This window comes from Deltaproteobacteria bacterium, assembly GCA_029210625.1.
GTDB lineage: Bacteria > Myxococcota > Myxococcia > SLRQ01 > SLRQ01 > JARGFU01.
On record JARGFU010000021.1, the window covers coordinates 66,190 to 84,925 of the forward strand.

Consider the following 18,736-nt stretch of genomic DNA (forward strand, 5'->3'; position numbering starts at 1 on the left):
CATGAACCCCCGGAGGACGAGAGGGGCGGCGACCCTCATCACCCTCCTGGTGGCCGGCTGCGCCACCACGGGCGGGGGCGTGGGCACCCGCAGCGGAGACTCCGAGACCCTGCCCGAGGTCGTCCGCCGCGCGCTCCCGGCGGTGGTACTGATCGTCACCGAGCGCCCGGACGGCCAGCGAGGCTACGGCGCGGGGGTCTGGGTCGACACCGGGAGCAACCGGATCCTCACCGCGCGCCACGTGGTCCACGACGTCCTGCGGGTGCTGGTGATGCCTCACGGCGAGGGCCGGCAGAGCTACACCCCCATGGACGGCGGCCTGGATCGCTTCCTCTTCGAGAACGAGGGCGCGCTGCGCCCCGCCACGGTCCTGACCAGCGACGCCGTCACCGATCTCGCCCTGATCGAGGTCCGCGGGCCGGTCCTCTCCCACTGCACCCTGCAGCGGGCGGCGGCCTCCCCCCACGCCGGCGAGAAGGTGCTGGCCCTCGGCCACGCCCAGGAGACGGTCTGGTCCTTCACCTCCGGCGTGATCTCGGCCCTCCACGCCGAGGCCATCCAGCACGACGCGGCCCTCAACCCCGGCAGCTCCGGGGGGCCGCTGGTGAACGAGCGCGGCGAGTTCCTCGGGATCAACACCCTGCGGGTCGTGGGGAGCGCCGACGGGGTTGGCTTCGCCCGCCCCCTCGCCCTGGCCGAGGCCCTGCGCGACCACCCGGAGGACCCCGAGGACGCAGCGTCGGCGATCCCCTTCGTCGTCGACCTCGGCTCGGTCGAGTCGGCGGCCCGCACCTGCTTCCGCGCCCAGGAGCTGGGCTCGCCCGAGGTGAGCCACTGCTTCGACTGGGACCGCAAGCTGGAGGTCCTCCAGCGGGCGGTGGAGGGCATCGTGGTGCGCCTCGATCTCTCCCTGACCGCCGAGGCGGCGTTCCGGGCCGAGCTGGCCCGCATGGGCGACGCGGGCTGGTGGAAGACCCAGATCCAGGAGAACACCGTGCGCTGGATGCGGGGCGAGGCGGCCCCCAAGCCCCTCCACCACGCCGAACCTCCCGGGGTGCCCGAGGCCCGGAGGGCCGCCGAGGCGAGCTGGGCGTCGCTGGTGCGGGAGTACCGCATGGCGACCGAGCGGGAGACCGAGCGGCGCACCCGGGAGGCGGGGCTGAAGCTCTCCCTGCGCGAGAACGCCCAGATGCAGGAGATCCTCAAGAAGGGCCTGCGGGTCGAGGCGGTCGAGCACGACGGCGAGGACCACGCCTGGGTGCTCCTGCAGGGCCGCAACCTCGACGGCTCGTCCTACCGGCTGACCGAGTACTGGGGCCGGGAGCAGGGCCTCTGGAAGCAGCACCACCCCATCGCGAGCGAGCTGGTCCCGCGGCGGCCGGCGGGCTGGCCGCCGCCCTCCGACAGCGAGGAGGTCGCGATCCTCCAGCAGCAGATCCGCCTGCTGGTGATCATCGCGCCGGGCCTGATCAAGCCCATCAACCAGGCCCTGAAGGAGGCCACCCGGAGCGAGGGCTGATCAGCTCGGCGGGCAGAGCAGGACCCGGGCGTCCACCGCCACGGTGGGCGAGCCCTGCGGCGCGGTGAAGATCGGGTTGAGATCGACCTCCTGCACCTGACCGGCGAAGTCGGCGGCGAAGCGCCCGAAGCGCTCGATGATCTCGAGCAGCCGGGCCTCGTCCACCGGGGTCCGCCCGCGCGCGCCCCGCAGGATCTCGACGCCGGGGAGGTTGTCGACCAGCTCCCGCGCGTCCTGGTCGGTGAGCGGCGGCAGCTTGAAGCCCACCTGCCGCAGGATCTCGACGTAGATCCCGCCGAGCCCGAAGAGGATGACCGGGCCGAGGTTCGCGTCCTGCGCCATGCCCAGGATCACCTCGGTGCCGGTGCGCGCCATCGCCTGCACCCTCACGCTGCCCTCGGGGGCGCCCGCCTTCTCCAGCGCCCGGCGGATGCGGCGGAAGGCCTCCACCAGCTCGCCGGGGTCCCGCAGGTCCACCTCGACCCCGCCGATGTCGCTCTTGTGCACGACCCGGGGATCGTCGGCCTTGAGCACGACCGGGTAGGCGAGGCGGTCCGCCGCGGCCAGCGCCGCGTCCAGATCGGTGACGACCTCCGAGGCCGCGAAGGGGATGCCGTAGGCCTCGAGCAGCGCCTGCGACTCACCGAAGGTGAGCATGGTCCGGCCGTCGGCCCGGACCTTCGCGATCACCGCCTCCGCCGCGTCCTTCTTCACGCGGTAGCGCGGCAGCTTGCCCTCGGGGCGATCGAGCCAGCGGCGGTAGCGCACCATGGCGTCGAGGGCGCCGACGCAGGACTCGGGGAAGCGGTAGACGGGGATGCCGCCCTCCCGCAGGCGCTCCACCGCCGCCGCGGGATCGACGTCCTCCGACATGAAGCAGGCGAGGACCGGCTTCTCGGGGTGCTTCGCCCGCGCCGTGAGGATGCCCTCGGCCACGGCCATCGGCGCGGTGATCACCGGGGGCACGAAGAGCACGATGGCCGCGTCGACCTCGTCGTCGGCCAGGCAGGCGTCCACCGCCCGGCGGTAGTCCTCGGGAGTGGCGCTGGCGATCAGGTCCACCGGGTTCTGGAGGGCGGCGTAGGGGTTCACCTTTCCCGCGAGCTTCGCCTGGGTCTTCTCCGAGAGGGGGATCACCGTGAGGCCGGTGGTGTCGCAGGCGTCCGCCGCCATGATCCCGGGGCCGCCGGCGTTGGTGATGATCGCCACCCGCCCGCCGCGGGGCAGGGGCTGGCGGGAGAGGGCCTGGGCGACCTGGAAGAGGGACTCGACGCTGTGGCAGCGGATCACGCCGCACTCCGCGAAGAGCGCGTCCACCGCGCCGCCGCCCCCGGTGAGGCTGCCGGTGTGGCTGGCCGCGGCGCGCGCGCCGGCCACCGTGCTGCCCCCCTTCACCGCCAGGATCGGCTTCTTGCGCGCGACCCGCCGGGCGATCTGGGTGAAGCGCTCGGGGTTCCCGAAGCTCTCCAGGTACATGAGGATCACGTCGGTGTGCGGGTCCTCCGCCCAGTACTCGAGCAGGTCGTTGCCCGAGACGTCCATCTTGTTGCCCATCGAGGCGAACATCGAGATGCCGACGCCCATCTCGGGGGCGTAGGAGAGGATGGCGTCACCCAGGGCGCCGGACTGGCTCATGAAGGCGACGTTGCCAGAGCTCGGTCGGGCCCGGGCGAAGGAGGCGTTGAGGCGCACCTCGGGGTCGGTGTTGAGGATGCCCATGCAGTTGGGGCCGATGGCTCGCATCCCGTGCTTGCGCACGACCTCGCGGATCTGTGCCTCGAGGGCCAGGCCCTTCCCGCCGACCTCCTTGAAGCCGGCGGTGATGATCACGATGCCCTTCACGCCCTTCTTGCCGCACTCCTTCACGACCTCCAGGACCTGGGCGGCGGGCACGGCGATGATCACCAGGTCGACCGCCTCGGGCAGCTGCTTCACGCTGCGGAAGGCCGGCTGGCAGAGGACCACCCCGCCGCGGGGGTTCACCGCGTAGACCGGGCCGGCGAACTCCTCGCCCAGGAGGTTCTCCATCACCTTGCGGCCGATGGCGCCCTGCCGGGCGGTCGCGCCGACGAGAGCGACCGAGCGGGGGGCGAAGAGGGGCTGGAGGGTGCTGGCGGTCTTCGAGGTGCGGGATCGTGGGGTGGCCATGGTGCCCACAGCCTATTCAGAATCCCGCGGGAAGCCACTGGCCGGGGGCCCTCCACCTGCCCTAAGTTCACCTCACCATGAAGACGATCCTGCCCGCGCTCCTCCTTTCCTGCGTTTTCCTCACCGCCGGCTGCCCGGAGAAGGCCGCGCCGAAGGAGGCCTCGACCCCGCCCCCGGCCCCGATGGGCGAGGCGAAGCCCGCCGCCGAGCCCGCCGCCCCCGCCCCGGCGGCCGCGCGGGCAGCCCCGACCACGCCCGAGGAGGCCCTCCTCGCCGCCCGCGAGGCGACCAAGACCTTCGGCGGCGAGCTGAAGAAGGCCCTCTTCAAGGCGCTCGGGGAGGGGGGCCCCACCGCGGCCATCCCCGTCTGCAACGAGCAGGCGCCGGCCCTCGCCGAGAAGCTCTCCGCGGAGCAGAAGGTCCTCATCCGGCGGGTCACCGAGCGGCGCCGGAACGCGGCCAACGCCCCGGACGCCTGGGAGCAGAAGGTGCTCGAGGCCTTCGCCCGTCCCATCCCCCAGAGCGGGAAGGTCGAGGTGCAGGAGCACTGGGAGGTCGTCGAGGAGGGCGGGAAGAAGCAGCTGCGCTACGCCCGCTCGATCCTCGTGGGTGAGGGCTGCCTGAAGTGCCACGGCAAGGAGATCGCGCCGGAGGTGAAGACCGAGCTGGCGAAGCTCTACCCGGCCGACGCCGCCATCGGCTACGCCGCGGGCGAGCTGCGCGGGATCTTCAGCGCGACCGTCGACCTGCCCTGACGGTGGGGGCCGCGCTCTACTCGCTGGCCTTCTGGTCGGCCCTGGCCACCATCTGCCTCGTGATGTTCCCCGGGGCGGTGATCGTCTTCCTGCTGACCTACCCCTTCGACCGGCGGCGGAAGCTCCTCCACCTCTACTCCAGCTTCTGGGCGCAGCTCTTCTTCTACCTGCAGCCCCTCTGGAGGCTGCGGATCGCGGGCCGGGAGCACCTCCCCTGGGAGGGGCCGGCGGTGCTGGTGGCCAACCACCAGAGCCTGGGCGACATCGTGGTGCTCTTCGGCCTCTACCGGCCCTTCAAGTGGGTCTCGAAGGCGAGCGTCTTCAAGGTGCCGCTCATCGGCTGGAACATGGTCCTCAACGGCTACGTCCCCCTCGAGCGAGGCCGGGGCGAGAGCGTCCGCAAGATGATGGACGCCTGCCGGGCCTGGCTGGCCCGGGGCTTCCCGGTCTTCTTCTTCCCGGAGGGCACCCGCAGCCGCGACGGCCAGGTGCAGGAGTTCAAGGATGGGGCCTTCGCCCTCGCGGTGGAGACCGGCTGCCCGGTGATCCCCATCGCGGTCTCGGGCACCGCCGACATCCTCCCCAAGCACGGCTTCAAGCTGCAGATGCGCGCCGACTGCCGGGTGCGGGTGCTGCCGCCCCTCTCCCCCGCCGATCACGGGGGAGACCTCGAGGCCCTGAAGGCCGCCGCCCGCGAGGCCATCGTGGCGGCCAAGGCGGAGCTCGATCGGCGCTGAAGGAAGCGCGCGCGGCTACTTCTTGCGCTTCTTGTTCTTCCCCTTCTTGCCCCCGGCCCGCTGGCCGGACCCCTTCGTCCCGCCGGCCTCGGCCTTCTGCGCGCCGCCGCCCCTGGGCGGGGGCTCGACCGGCTCGGGGATGGGCTTCGGGGTCCCGCGCTGGGTGACCACCAGGATCGCCAGGCAGGCGAGGAAGAGGAGGATCGAGGAGTACTGACCGGCGGTGAGGCTGAAGTAGCGGGGATCGCCGCCCTCGGTCGCCGGGATCCGGTAGTAGTCCATCATGAAGCGGGCCGGCGCGTAGGCCATGGTGACCACCGAGGTCACCAGGCCCGGCTTCTTCTCCAGGGCCCGGAGCAGATAGACCAGCGGCAGCAGCACCAGGGCGGTGAGCATCAGCTCGTAGAGCCCGAGGTTGTGGCGGGCGATCCCGGAGTGGTCGACCATGGCCAGGGCCCAGTCGGAGACATGGCCGGGGTGGTCGTAGACCAGGGTGCAGCCGGCGCGGCCGAAGACCCAGCCCGGGATCAGGCCCTCGACCAGGGCGTCGGCGAAGACGATCCGCCGGCCGTCCGAGCGGCGCAGGAGGAAGATCCCCGCGAGGACCGCGACCGGGAAGAGCAGCTGGGCCAGGGTCAGGCTCAGGTAGGCCGTGAGGGCCGCCACCGTGGGCAGGGCCAGGGAGAGGTTGCGCTCCTGCTTGCTGGCCTCGGACCAGCCGGTGAAGAGCATCAGCCCGTAGAGCGCGCCGATGAAGCCGCCGAAGGAGCTCATCCCGGCCCAGAAGGCCAGCAGCTCGAGGGGTCCCCAGCTCTCGAAGAGGGGGCCGGGCACGTAGTATAGGCGCTCGACCCAGTGCGAGAAGAGGAAGGCCCCCACCAGCACGGCGAGCACGCCGCGCCGCGGCCAGTCCTCGCCCAGGCCCTTCTTCGCGCTACGCCAGAAGACGATCCGGGAACCCAGCAGCACCCCCGTGGCCACGAGCAGGCCGAAGGGCTGGATGGGCCCCAGGTCGGGGACAGGAATCGGTCCGATGACACCCATGGCGGCGCAAACTAGCCGATAGCGGAGTCCACTGCATCCCCGCGATCGGCCGAGGCTGCTCCTACTTCCCGGTGAGCGCGAAGGCGGCGCCCTGCGGATCCCGGCAGAGGCCGATCCGGCTCCCGCCCGGCACCGGCATCGGGCCGGCGACCTTCGTGCCGCCGTGCTTCTCCACCCGGGCGAGGGCCGCGTCGAGATCCCCGACCTTGATGTAGTAGAGGAAGCCGTGGCCCATGTCGGGCATCCCGGGGCCCCGCTGGTAGAAGCCGCCGAGCTGGTGCTCGCCGACCTGGTAGAGCCGGTAGATGCCCCCCGGGCCCATGTCCATGTCCTCGGCGACGGACCAGCCGAAGAGGCCCGCGTAGAAGTCGAAGGCGGAGGCGAGCTCGTCGGTGCCGTGCTCGTGCCAGCTGAAGTCCCCGTCGCGCGCCGGATCGGGGACGCTCATCTCGTCCTTCGCCGGCTTGAAGATCGAGAGCGTCCCGCCCCGGGGATCGGCCAGGGTGGCGAAGCGCCCCACCTCGGGGATGTCGGCGGCCGGCACCAGGCAGCGCCCGCCCAGGGACTCGGCCTTCGCCACCGAGGCGTCGATGTCATCGACCTGCACGAAGCCGATCCAGTGCGGTCCGGCCTCCTGCGCCTCGGGGGGCAGCTGCATGCAGCCCCCGACCGAGGTCCCGTCGACCTTCCACAGGGCGTAGGGCATCGGCGCGCCCTGGAAGGGCTCGACCTGCCAGCCGATCACCTCGCCGTAGAAGGCCTCGGCCGCCCCGGGATCGGTGGTCATCAGCTCGTACCAGACGAAGTAACCATCCAGCTTGGCCATCTTCTCGTCTCCCCTCGTGAAGGTGGAGCCCTGAGCCTAGCCCTCCGCGTCGTGCTCTGCCACCGACCGGGAGAGGATAGACTCGGCCCTCCATGATCCCCCGCCCTCCCCTCGCCCTCCTCGCCTGCGCTTCGCTGCTCCTCGCCGGCGCCGCCGGCTGCAAGGCGCGGGCGGGCGGGAGGCCGGACGGCGGCGCCCCCGGCGACGGGGGTAACGACGGTGGCTCACCCCCCGCGCGCTGCGAGCAGTGGGGGGCCCCCGCGCTGCTGGGCACCCTCGACGTCTCGGCCGGGCTGGCCGAGCTCTCGGGCCTGGCGGTCAGCGCCACCGACCCCGACCTGCTCTGGGTCCACAACGACTCGGGCGACGCGGCGCAGCTCTACGCCCTCTCCCGCTCCGGCGCCCTGCGGGCGACCTTCCTCCTCGAGGGCGTCGTCGCCACCGACTGGGAGGATCTCGCCCGCGGCCCCTGCCCCCCGGGGCTCCCCGCGGGGGACTGCCTCTTCGTCGGCGACATCGGCGACAACCTCGCCGCCCGCGCCTCGCTAGAGCTCCACGTCCTGCCCGAGCCGGTCGTCACCGCGGGAGGCGATCCGCGCAGCCCCCGCCCGCTCACCGCCACCAGCCTGACCCTGAGCTACGGGGACGGCGCCCGGGACGCCGAGGCCCTCTTCGTCGAGGGGGGCCGCCCCTTCCTCGTGACCAAGGGCCGGGAGGGACCTCCGGCCGTCTACGCGGTGGAGGGCGAGCTCCTGGACGGCGCCTCCCGCACCCTGCGCCGCCTCTTCACCTTCGCCGACGACGATCTCGAGCCCGCCAGCCCCTGGGTGACCGCGGCGGATCTCCACGCCGCGAGCAGCCGCCTCCTCCTGCGCGGCTACGACTCGCTCCACGAGCTGGACCTGGGCGGGGCGCTCTCGGCCGCGACCCTGGGGAGCGCCGCCATCCGCCCGGTGCCCGCGGCCACCGAGCCCCAGGGGGAGGCCGTCGCCTGGGAGCCCGGCGGGGAGGGCTACCTCACCCTGAGCGAGCAGGTGGGCGAGCTCCACCGCGTCGCCTGCGCCGACTGATCCTTCAGGGATCGCGGAGCATCCGCACCGCCCAGGCGCCGAGGCCGAGGAGCAGCAGGCCGATGCCGATCCCCAGGGGGACGCGCCAGCGCTCACTCCAGGGGCCCGGGGCGGCCTCGTCCGGCCGGTGCTCGGGGTTCGCGAGGAGGGGGCCGGCCTCGAGCTCGGGCAGCGCCTGGAGGCCCTGGCGGGCGAGGACCGCCGAGAGATCGTAGCTGGGCGCCCGCGCCTCGACGTGGCCGAGGTAGAGGTGGACCGGGCCCGCCTCCCGGGCGCGGAAGACGATCTCCCGCACCCGCGCCTCACCCTCGACGCCGGTGACCGTGAGGGGCGGATCGTCACCGTCGGTGAAGATCAGGCGCAGGTGCCGGGCGTGGGTGCGCACCCGCAGGGTGAGGTGCTCGTCGCGCCCGTCCCTCCCCCCGGCGCGATAGACCAGGCCGCTGCCCAGCGGATACCAGCGCTGTCCGGTGTCGCTGGCCTCCACCCGCACCCGGCGCTCGAAGGCGGGGTCGGTGATCTCCAGGTGGAGGGCCTGGATCGGCCAGCCAGCCTCGCCCAGGTCCAGGCGCACCCAGCTCTCGTCGTGACCGTTCGCGGCCCGGCCGGTCTCCGCGATGGGCAGGGGCAGGCGCCGGGTCGGCGGCAGGGCCTCCTGCGGGCGGAAGCGGACCGTGCCCCCCTGGATGGGCAGGTAGGGCTGGCCGAAGGGGGCGAAGACCGTCACCCGCAGGTAGCGGGAGGCGGAGCGCGGATAGCCGAGCTCGGTGCGGTCCACCCGGTGCGTGCCGTGAGCGCTGCGCACGACGACCCCGCCGCCGAGGGTCGCCCAGGCCTCCCGGTCGTCGGAGACCTCGATGCGGGCGCGGCGCAGGAAGTCGTCGCCGGCGATCTCGAGGTGCAGCTCGTTGTGGCGCAGCTCGCCCTCGCCGAGATCGAAGGTGACGCGGCTGCTGCCGTCGGGGAGCTGCACCGGATCGAGGACCTCGAGCTGCAGCTCGTTCGAGGGGCGGCCCTGCGGCCGATCCCGCAGCACCCAGGGCAGCTCCCGGCCCGCCGCGTCGGCGAGGCGCAGGTCGGGCAGCTCCGGCCCCCGCTCGCTGGCCCGGTAGAGCTCGGGGGTGGCGGCCAGGGCCTGCAGCCCCGGCGCGGCGACCTCGACCGTGGCCCGGTGGAGGTAGGGCCGCGGGTCGAGGCGCTCGCCCTGGGCCTGGGCCCGGGCGGCGCCGGGCAGCAGCAGACCGAGGAGGAGGGCCGCGGCGCCCACCTTGAAGTAGCCCACCAGCCGCTTGCCGAAGCGCGCGTAGAGGAAGCCGGCCCCCAGGAGGAGGAAGCCCACGGAGACCAGGATCACCACCTGGTAGAGGCGCGGCAGGGACCAGATGTCCCAGAGCCCGAGCTTCGCGAGGGTCACGCCGAGGGTGACCAGGCCCAGCCAGCGCGCGAGCACGCTGCGCAGGCTGAAGCCCAGGGTGAGCACCGCCGCGCCGAAGACGCCGAAGGTCAGGGTGACGGCCATCGCGCGCAGGTTCTCCTGGCTGGCGAGGGCCTGATGGTACTCGCCCCAGAAGTCCTGGAACTCGGTCGCCGAGCCCACCGAGAGCCCCAGCTCCGGGTAGGTCGTGACCAGCTCCCGCACGTCGATCACGAAGAGGGTGAGCAGGAGCAGGTAGGCCAGCGTGCCGAAGACCGCGGCGACGATCTGCGCGCCCTTCAGGTCCGCGGCCCGATCGAGGAAGCGCCCCGAGACGAGGAAGGCCGCCGCGACCCCGAAGAGGGCCAGCGCCCGCGCGTTCCAGAAGGGCGTGGCGTGGAGCGCGCCCTCCGCGCCCTTCGACCAGAGGTAGGCGTCGCGGGCCTGCTCGATCACCCAGAGGTCGATCGTGAGCACCCGCATCAGGACCAGGGCGAAGAGGCCCACCGCCGCCCACATCCAGGCCGCCCTCCCCTCCCGGGCCGCGATCACCGCGGTGGCCGCGGCCATGATCGTCCAGGAGAGGGTGAGGGTGACGCCGGCGAAGGCGAGCCCCACGGCGAGGGTGAGCAGGGAGAGGCCGCCGCCGAGGAGCACCGTCACCGGCGTGCGCGCCGAGGGGTGGCGCTGCAGGGCCAGCACCCCCACCGCGAAGAGGGCGAGGCCCGCCCCGGCCGAGCAGAGCGCCGAGAAGCCGCTCGCCTCGAAGCCCACGTGGATCAGCACGACGCCGACGAAGCCGACCGGGCCGCCGAGCCCGGCCAGGGTCAGGGCGATGGGCGTCTCGCTCCCCTCGCGCAGGAGCCGCCGCGCGGCGACGCCCAGGTAGGTCAGGCCCCAGAGCCCGGCGAGGAGGAGGAAGACCAGGTTGCGATCGAGGAGCTCGCCGGCCTCGTCGTAGCGACCCTGGGGCGCCACCACGGCCAGCGCGAGGATGGTCAACACCACGCCGAGGGCGGCGATCCAGGGCTTGTCGGTGAGCATGCCCAGCGCCGCGAAGCCCGCCGAGAGCAGGAGCATGGTCAGCGCCAGGAGCTCGACGTGGTCGGGGATCAACCAGACCGAGGCCAGGATCACGCCCAGCACCAGGGTCGTGGCCAGCAGGCCCGCCGAGAGGAGCGAGGACTGCTCCTTGCCCCGCGGGAGGCCGTTGCGCAGGAACAGGGCCGCGTAGATCGAGAGCCAGGCGGCCACCGCGATCAGCGAGGGCACCGGCGCCTCCCGGGCCGGCTCGCTGCCCACCAGCAGCACCAGGAAGGAGAGGAGGAGCGGCAGGGCGAGCAGGGGCGTCTGCTGCTCGTCGCGCAGGAGCAGGCCCGCCGCCACCGCGCAGGTGATCATCGCCAGGGCCAGCACCACCGGCGAGTCGTGCAGCAGCGCGCCGAAGGCCACCGGCGCGAAGGCGAGCACGAAGGCCAGCACCCCGTTGGGGGAGACCTTGCTCCACTCGCTCGCCCGCGCCCGCAGCCCCGAGTAGACCCACAGCGCCGAGAAGAGCACCACCGCCGTCAGCGGCACCGCCCGGGCGGAGAGGGCGAAGTAGGCCCCGGCGCTGTCGTCGATCAGGTTGCCGGAGAGGGCGTCGGCCCAGGGCGCGGTGACGTCGAAGAACTTCGCGTACCAGCCGATGCCGATGACCACCACGCCGGCCTTCGGCAGCCAGACGCCCACGATCGAGCGCAGCCGGTGCGCCACCCAGAGCACCCCGGCGGTCACCAGCAGCAGGTAGGCGAAGAGCTCCAGCGGCCGGTCCTTCCCGGTGGAGAGGAGGATCGGGTTGGCCAGCGCGGCCAGGAGCCCCATCACCAGGATCAGCTGCGAGCGGTGCCGCAGGGCCAGCGCCCCGGCCAGGAGCGCCACCACCACCAGCGCCAGGAAGGTCAGGGGCATCGGCAGCAGGCCGTAGAAGCCGTAGGCCGCGAAGGTCGCCACGTAGAGCAGGGAGAGCCCCACCCCCAGCAGGCCGGTGAAGTAGGCCAGGTGCAGGCGCGGCTTCATCCACTCGGCGAAGGCCAGCAGGCCCGCGCCGATGCCCATGCCGATGGCCACCCGGCCCCAGGGACCGATCCACTCGTTCTCGACCGCCAGCTTGAAGCCCCAGGCCGCGCCGAGCACCAGCAGCCCCGCGCCGATCCGCGTCAACCAGACCAGCGCGATCTTCTCCTCGAGGGAGGTCTTCGGAGCCTCGGGCGCCTCGTCGGCGACCGCCTCACTCGCCGCCAGTGGAGGCACGCTCTCCTCCTCGACATCCTCGCGCACGCGCACGCGCTCGCGCACGCGCTCGGCCTCTCCCTCGTCACCACCGGAGACCTCAGGCACCGCGCCCTCAGCCTCCGCCTCAGCCTCAGCGGCCTCTCCTTCGTCCTCCCCGGAGAACCCGTGCGCGTGCGCGTGCTCGTGCGCGTGCGCGGCCTCTTCCCCATCGGCTGGCAGGTCGGCGCCCGCTTCCTCCTCTCGGGCCGGCTCCTTCTCCTCCTGCTGCAGCCGATACTCCGCCGCCTGCTCCCGCGCCCGACGCTCCGCCCTCACCGGCACCGCCGCCACCGGAACGCCGCCGGCCGCCGACGGCGCGAGGCCGCCGCGGAGGGCGAGGGCCAGCTCCTTCTCCATCTTCTCGAGCCGCCGACGCAGCCCTCCCATCTTGATGATGGCGATCAGCCCGAGGATGTTGCCTGCCAGCCAGATGGCCAGGAAGAGCAGGACGGCCAGGACGATGAGGGTCTCTTCCATCGGATGGATCTCTCCCGTCGAAGGGGGGGGAAGGAGGCACCCTCTCCCGGAGCAAGGCGGGTGCCAAGGGGGACGGATCGACGAATCTCGCCCGAATTCGCCGGTTCCGAGGGGAGACGGGCGGGCAGGCCTTTACGCACTGCGTCGTGAGAGCGCGTACCGGGGTTCGCAGGGACGACGTCCCCGTCTCGACTTCAACCCCCGCGCACGGGCACGCGCTCGCGCAACGGTTCTCCCGGGTGCCCGGCGCACTTTCGAGGAGTACGGGTCACCGGCACGGCTCACGGCTCACGGCTCACGGCTCATTGAGGTCTCGGTCGGGCCGGGGGTCTGAAGAGGGAGCCCGGTTCACATCAAGGGCTCGCCGGAAACCTCGATGAGCCGTGAGCCGTTTGCCGTGTCGGATCAACGTTGGTCTTGAAGGTGGGCTCGGGGTTCCCGGGCTCGCTCGACTCGAGCCCAGGGAGAAGCCGAGAGCGTGCGCGTGCGCGTCGGCGGCTAACGCCGCCGCACCACCAGGGCGAGCCCCAGCACCATCAGAGCGAGAGCCATTCCGCTCTCACCCTTCCCCGGCGCCGAGCACCCACACCCATCGGCCGCCGGACCATTGTCCTCCGGCGCCACGACCTCGATCAGGGCGAAGTCCTCGTCGGTCGCGCCCTGATCGTCGGTGACGGTCAGCTTCACGAGGTAGCTGCCCGCGGTGGCGTAGGTCTTGGTCACGGCCGCCCCGCTCTCGGTGGTGCCGTCGCCCAGCTCCCAGGCGTAGGAGACGATCGTCCCGTCGGGGTCGCTCGAGTCGGAGCCGTCGAGCAGGACGGGGCTGCCCAGATCCACCCGCTGGGTCCCGCCCGCGTCGGCGACCGGCGGCTGGTTGCTGCTGCCGCCCACGGTGATCACGTGGACGTCCTGGCCGATGGCGCCACCGTCGTCGGTGACCGTGAGGCGCACGAGGTAGGCGCCCGCGGCGGTGAAGGCATGGGAGGCCTGGGCGCCGGTGCCGGTCGCGCCGTCGCCGAAGTCCCAGGCGTAGGCCACGATGGTGCCGTCGCTGTCGGCCGAGGCGCTGCCGTCGAAGACGACGCTCTCGCCGATGCCGGCGGTGCCCGGCGCGGTGATGCCGGCGGTCGGCGGGGTGTTCCCCGGAGCGCTCACGGTGGCCAGGGTGGTGTCGGTGGCGGTCGCGCCGTCGTCGTCGGTGACGGTGAGCGTGACCAGGTAGCTGCCGGCGGCCGAGTAGGTGTGGGTGGGGCCGACGCCCGTCGCCGTGTTGCCGTCGCCGAGATCCCAGCTGTAGCTGGCGATGCTGCCGTCCGCGTCCGAGGAGCCGCTGCCATCGAAGGTGATGGCCGAGCCGAGCTCGGCGGCGTAGGAGGCCCCCGCGTCGGCGGTGGGCGGGAGGTTGCTGGCGCCCCCGCCGATGACCACCGCGGTGGTGTCGGTGCCGGTCAGGCCGCGGTCGTCGGTGACGGTGAGGGTGACCGTGTAGACGCCGTTGCTGCCGTAGGTGTGGCTCACGGTCGGGCCGCTGCCCGCCGGGGCGCCGTCGCCGAAGTCCCAGGCGTAGCCGACGATCGTGCCGTCGGGGTCGCTCGAGCCGGTGCCGTCGAAGTTCACCACCTCGCCCACGGCGGCGAAGAGGTCGACGCCGGCGTCGGCCACCGGGGCCAGGTTGTCGGCCACGGTGATGGTGGCGGTGTCGGTGCCGGTGGCGGCCTGATCGTCGGTCACGGTGAGGGTCACGGTGTAGGTGCCGAGGGAGGCGAAGGTGTGGGTCGCCTGCTCGGTGCTGGCGCTGCCGCCGTCCCCGAAGTCCCACGCCCAGGAGACGATGGAGCCGTCGGGATCGTTCGAGGCCCGGCCGTCGAAGCTGACGGCGGTGCCGGGGAGGATCGTCAGGTCGGGCCCCGCCACCGCCATCGGGGCGATGTTCTGGTGCCACTCGTAGGCGCCGATGTCGGTGGTCGGCGTGCCGTTCACGTCACCGTCGTAGGGGCGGACCGTCCCGTCGGCGTCCTCGAGGGGCGCGTCGAGGTCGTTGCCCACGTCGATGGCCGGGGAGGAGCCGTTGAGGCGGTAGTTGAAGGTGACCCCCATCGGGAGCCACTCGTAGCCGGAGATGTCGAAGCCGGCGCCCGAGGCCGCGCCCGAGCCATCCGTCGTGTAGCGGGCCTGGATCAGGGTGCCCGGGACGGCCGTGGTCGTGGCCGGCATCGAGGGGCTGCCGGTGAAGGACTGCACCTGCCCCCCCTGGCCGTTGAGGATCCGCAGGAAGTCGTAGTTCGTCTCGGAGCGGAAGTAGGTGACGATGAGCCGCATCTGCGAGGCGCCGAACTTCTGGAAGGTCCAGGTGTTGCTGTAGTTGTTCGCCGAGGTCCGCAGGGAGACCGGATCGGCCACGAAGAGCCAGGTGCTCCCCGGGTCCGGGGCCACCGGGGCCACGTAGAGGGGGTTCACCGAGATCGAGTTCGTCCCGGCGCTGGCGTTCACGTAGTTGGCGCCGTTGTTCCAGACGTCGTTGGTGTCGAGGGCCGGGGCGGTGGCGCCGGTCACGTAGATCCCCGCCTCACCATGGTTGGTGATCAGGTTGTTGCGCACGATCGCCTGGGAGGTCTGGGTGACGCTCGACGCGAGGATGCCGATGCCGCTGGTCGTGCCCAGCGGGTTCTGGAAGTCGGGCACGTTGCGGTCGATGGTGTTGTTGATGATCCGGATGACGGCGGCGCCGGTCTGGTCGAACCAGAACCCCCGGGAGAGGTTGGCCACCACCACGTTGTTGAAGGCGTCGAGGCCGCCACCCGAGAGCACCCGCACGCCCACGTCGTTGAGGTAGATCCGGCTGCGCCGCAGGGTGACGTTCACGCGGTCGTGGATCTCGACCCCCGCGTCGCCCGAGCCCCAGAGCACCAGGTCGGTGAGGACCGCCGTGGCGCCGGTGGAGCCGTCGTCCTCCAGCCGCAGGGCGCTCAGGGTGGCGTGCTTCACGGTCACCCGATCCAGGACCGGACCGGGGGAGGCCTGCCAGAGCAGGCCGATCCCGCAGAACTCGAAGAAGAGATCCGAGAGCACCGGCCGGTTGCTGGTGCGCATCCAGAGGCCCAGCTCGGCGTCGCTGATCTCGGCGTTCGTGATCGAGGAGGCCCCGGCGCCGGTGTCGAGGGTGATGCCGTACCAGCTGCCGGCCCCCTGGCTCGCGCCCTGGAAGCGGATCGGGCTGGCCGCGCTGCCGTCGGCCACCAGGGTGCCGCGGACGATCAGCTCGACCCGGGCGGCGTCGGTGCCGCCGCCGAGGGCGTCGGAGGCCGCGCCCTGCACGACCACGCCCGGCTCGATGGTGAGGGTCGCCTGGGGCGCCACCGTCACGTCACCGGTGAGGACGTAGGGCGAGCCCGCCAGGTCCCAGCGGGTGTTCACGTTGAGGTTGCCGATGACATCCGTCGCCGAGGCCGAGGCCGGCAGGAGGATGGCGGCGAGCAGGGCGAGCGCGATCTTGCGGGCCATGGGAGTTCCCTCCGGAGAAGTGGAGGCGGGACTCTGCCACAGCGGCTGAGGGCCATCCAGTGACCCGGATCACCGATCGTTCAGCTCGGTCGACACCAGCGGAGACTGCGCGGGGTAGCTCCCCGGCCCCCCGTCCTGCAGCGCCTGATCGTCCGCCGGCGGCGGCGCGAGGAGGAAGGCGTACTTGGTGAAGGTCTCGAAGGCGGGCAGGCAGGAGACCAGCACCCCGGCCCGGCCGTGGCGCCAGGCGCCGGTGGTCAGCCAGGTCTTGAGGAAGCGGTAGAGCGAGGCGGCGAAGAGGCGCAGCACCCCCGGCTGCTTGCCGCGCGCCCGCCCCTGCGCCGCCAGGATGATGCTGCGGTTGATCGACTTGCGCAGGGCCTCGGGCAGGGAGGGCAGCGGGATGTGCTCCATCCACCCCTCCCCGCGGCCGCCGAGGCGCCGCAGGTCGAGGCCCGCCTCGTCGAGGGGCGAGTGCGGGCTGTCGGTGTCGATCCAGCGGCACTTCTCCCGGCGCACGAGGCGAGGCCGCCAGGACCAGACGTGCCCCTCCATCCCTCGCGGGTAGGGCATCCGGTGGCAGAGCTCGAAGCCGTCCGGCGCGTCGGGCCGGGCGATGGCCTCGCGGATCCGCGTCGCCAGCTCGGGGGTGATGGTCTCGTCGGCGTCGATGGTCAGCACCCAGCGGCCGCAGGAGAGGTCGCGGGCCAGGGCTCGCTGGGCGGCGAAGGTGGTGTGGGCGTGCTGCCGGGCCTTCACCGGCAGGCGCTGGAGCAGCTCCCAGGTGCCGTCGGTGGACATGTCGTCCACCACCACGATCTCGTCGCAGAAGGCGAGGCTCTCGACGCAGCGCTCGATGAGCTCCACGCCGTTGAAGACCATGATGGCCGCCGAGAGCTCGACCGGCTCGCTCATCCCAGGAGCGCCTCCACCCAGCTCTCCACGGCCCGCTCGGGGGCGAAGGGAGAGGCCATCAGCGAGGGGCGGGCGTTCTTGGCGAGGGTGGCGAGCATCTCGGGGTCCGCGGCGAGCTGCCTCACCTTCTCGCCCATCGCCTCCAGGCTGGCAACGAGGAAGCCGTTGACGCCCTCCTCGATCACCTCGGGCATCACGCCGACGGGGGTGGTGATCACCGGCACCCCGCAGGCCAGCGCCTCGAGGGGCGGCATGGGGTTGCCCTCGTTCTCGGAGGTGCACAGGAGCAGATCGAGGCCGGCGTAGTAGCGGGGCATGGCCTCGTTGGGCACGAAGCGCCCGAGCTGCCGCCGCTTGGTGGCGAGGCGCCAGCGCAGCTGCCCCAGGGTGGGATCGGCTCGCAGCGCGCGCACCCACTCCACCCGCTTGGCCGCCTTCTTCGCGTCCCCGCACCAGCCGACCCGCAGCCCGCCGCGGCCGCGGTCACCCCAGCGCTCCTTCAGGGTCGGCGCGAGGGGAGGCGCCCCCGGGGCGAAGCGCTCGGTGTCGACGAACTGGTGGAGGCGCCGCACGGAGGTCCCCTCCCCCACCAGCGCCTCGACCCGGCGCAGGTAGGGCTCGTTGATCACCGCCAGGCGCTCCAGGCGCTCGAGCACCGCCGCGACGAAGGCGGGATCCGACCCACCACCCTCACCCCAGTAGGCCTCGGAGACGACCGCCGAACGGCGCACCGGCAGGCCGGCCTCGAGGAGGTGCCGGGCGATACCGACGCACAAGGGGACGAGCTCCGTCTGCTCGCAGGGGGGCCGCCTCACGACCTCCTTCCAGGGGGCCGAGGAGACGATCCAGCCCCGCGCCCGCAGGGCGCCCTCGAGGAAGGCCGCGTGCTGGCCCAGCACCCAGTAGGCGCGGTCGTAGACCAGGAGGATGTCGCGCGGCCCGGACAAGGGTCTGCTTTTAGAAGGGGATGACGAGGGCGCCGCCGCCCCCGGAGACCGAGAGCCGCGCCGAGTAGGGATCGTGGAGGAGGAGGTAGAGGCCGGCGCCCAGGAGGGCCCCGCCCACCCCGAGGGCCGCGTTGCCGCCCCAGATCCGCTGGCGGGCCGCCGCGCCCATCGAGTCGAGGGTGGCCTGGTCGACCGAGCGCGGATCGACGGCGTCGTAGTCGGCCTTCCGCTTCCAGCCGTCGAGGGAGAGGATCGCGCCGCCGGCCAGCGCCGCCGCGCCGGCCAGACCCACCGAGAGGCCGGTCCAGCGCCGCCGCGAGGAGAGGCGGGAGAGCTCGTCGTAGGAGAGCATCGAGAGCTGCACCCGAGTCGTCTCGCCCGAGGTCAGGGTCACCGGCTGCTCGTGGGGCGGGTAGTCCACGTGCTCGACGCGCAGGGTGGCCTGCCCCGCGCCCCGGTGCGGCAGGGACTGCACCGGCATCTCGCCGACCATCACCTCGTCGAGGAAGATCCGCGCGCCGTTGATCTGGCCGGTGAGGTGGAGGCGCGCCGGAAGGGAGAGCAGGTCGGCCACAGCGGTCTTCACCGAGGCCAGCAGCTCGCCCTTCCCTCCGGCGACCCGGTAGCTCGAGCGGCTGATCACCTCGGCCTTGCGGGCGTCGAGGAGCGAGAGGCTGACGTAGAAGCCGTCACCGATGGCGGCCAGCGAGCCCGAGACGATGCGGTCGACGTCGAGGAGGTGACCGAGCTGGCTGATGCAGGCGTCGCCCTCGCAGCCCAGCATCTGCTTGCTGGCCTCGTAGCTCATCACCGAGCGCATCTCGTTGCCCGAGATGACCTGGTACTCGTCCTTCGCCCCCAGCTCCGAGGCCAGGGCGTCGGTGAAGGTGCGCACCGTCTGCTCCTCGACCCCCCGCGACTCGAAGTCGAGGATGGCCAGCCTCACCTTGCCCGCGGCCAGGGAGGGCAGAGGCAGGAGACACACCAGCACCAGCACGATCGAGAGCTTCCCCATGGCCCGCGATAGTAACCCAGCCCCGCCCTCGTGGTAGCCTCTCGCGACGCGAGCA

At 72.6% G+C, this 18,736-nt stretch carries 12 protein-coding genes; 4 read left to right on the plus strand and 8 right to left on the minus strand.

Annotated features, from left to right (window positions below; all coding sequences use genetic code 11):
- Position 1: 1 nt before the first annotated feature.
- On the plus strand, positions 2 to 1,519 hold the full coding sequence (locus P1V51_18910) for a trypsin-like peptidase domain-containing protein (GenBank protein ID MDF1565115.1): 1,518 nt from the start codon (positions 2 to 4) through the stop codon (positions 1,517 to 1,519).
- On the opposite strand, the gene P1V51_18915 is transcribed toward P1V51_18910, so the two are convergent.
- Positions 1,520 to 3,667 carry an acetate--CoA ligase family protein gene (locus P1V51_18915; protein ID MDF1565116.1) on the minus strand — a complete coding sequence of 716 codons (2,148 nt, stop codon included), beginning with the start codon at positions 3,665 to 3,667 and terminating at the stop codon, positions 1,520 to 1,522.
- Positions 3,668 to 3,744: 77 nt separating this feature from the next.
- Here P1V51_18915 and P1V51_18920 point away from each other — a divergent pair, with 77 nt between their 5' ends.
- Both P1V51_18920 and P1V51_18925 read left to right on the plus strand, forming a co-directional pair.
- Positions 3,745 to 4,422 (plus strand): DUF3365 domain-containing protein, encoded by a 678-nt coding sequence (locus P1V51_18920; protein MDF1565117.1) that lies wholly within the window; start codon positions 3,745 to 3,747, stop codon positions 4,420 to 4,422.
- A 62-nt stretch (positions 4,423 to 4,484) separates the two neighbouring features.
- Positions 4,485 to 5,159: a lysophospholipid acyltransferase family protein gene (locus P1V51_18925; protein MDF1565118.1), complete on the plus strand. Its 675-nt coding sequence runs from the start codon at positions 4,485 to 4,487 to the stop codon at positions 5,157 to 5,159.
- Positions 5,160 to 5,174: 15 nt separating this feature from the next.
- Here the strand turns inward: P1V51_18925 and P1V51_18930 are convergent, their stop codons facing one another.
- Both P1V51_18930 and P1V51_18935 read right to left on the minus strand, forming a co-directional pair.
- Positions 5,175 to 6,203 (minus strand): prolipoprotein diacylglyceryl transferase, encoded by a 1,029-nt coding sequence (locus P1V51_18930; GenBank protein ID MDF1565119.1) that lies wholly within the window; start codon positions 6,201 to 6,203, stop codon positions 5,175 to 5,177.
- A gap of 61 nt (positions 6,204 to 6,264) precedes the next feature.
- Entirely contained in the window at positions 6,265 to 7,029 is a 765-nt protein-coding gene (locus tag P1V51_18935) for a VOC family protein (GenBank protein ID MDF1565120.1), read from the minus strand.
- A 92-nt stretch (positions 7,030 to 7,121) separates the two neighbouring features.
- Here P1V51_18935 and P1V51_18940 point away from each other — a divergent pair, with 92 nt between their 5' ends.
- Entirely contained in the window at positions 7,122 to 8,099 is a 978-nt protein-coding gene (locus P1V51_18940) for a hypothetical protein (protein MDF1565121.1), read from the plus strand.
- 4 nt (positions 8,100 to 8,103) lie between these two features.
- Here the strand turns inward: P1V51_18940 and P1V51_18945 are convergent, their stop codons facing one another.
- The 5 genes from P1V51_18945 to P1V51_18965 all read right to left on the minus strand — a co-directional run bounded on the left by P1V51_18945 (position 8,104) and on the right by P1V51_18965 (position 18,681).
- Positions 8,104 to 12,303 (minus strand): DUF2339 domain-containing protein, encoded by a 4,200-nt coding sequence (locus P1V51_18945; protein MDF1565122.1) that lies wholly within the window; start codon positions 12,301 to 12,303, stop codon positions 8,104 to 8,106.
- A gap of 498 nt (positions 12,304 to 12,801) precedes the next feature.
- Positions 12,802 to 15,804: a PKD domain-containing protein gene (locus P1V51_18950; protein ID MDF1565123.1), complete on the minus strand. Its 3,003-nt coding sequence runs from the start codon at positions 15,802 to 15,804 to the stop codon at positions 12,802 to 12,804.
- A 69-nt stretch (positions 15,805 to 15,873) separates the two neighbouring features.
- Positions 15,874 to 16,719, minus strand: a complete 846-nt coding sequence (locus P1V51_18955) for a glycosyltransferase family 2 protein (GenBank protein ID MDF1565124.1) — start codon at positions 16,717 to 16,719, stop codon at positions 15,874 to 15,876.
- Positions 16,716 to 17,666, minus strand: coding sequence for a glycosyltransferase (locus P1V51_18960; GenBank protein ID MDF1565125.1), 951 nt, complete (start codon positions 17,664 to 17,666; stop codon positions 16,716 to 16,718). The genes P1V51_18955 and P1V51_18960 overlap by 4 nt, the downstream gene beginning before the upstream one ends.
- 10 nt (positions 17,667 to 17,676) lie before the next feature.
- Positions 17,677 to 18,681 (minus strand): PEGA domain-containing protein, encoded by a 1,005-nt coding sequence (locus P1V51_18965; protein MDF1565126.1) that lies wholly within the window; start codon positions 18,679 to 18,681, stop codon positions 17,677 to 17,679.
- Positions 18,682 to 18,736 lie beyond the last annotated feature (55 nt).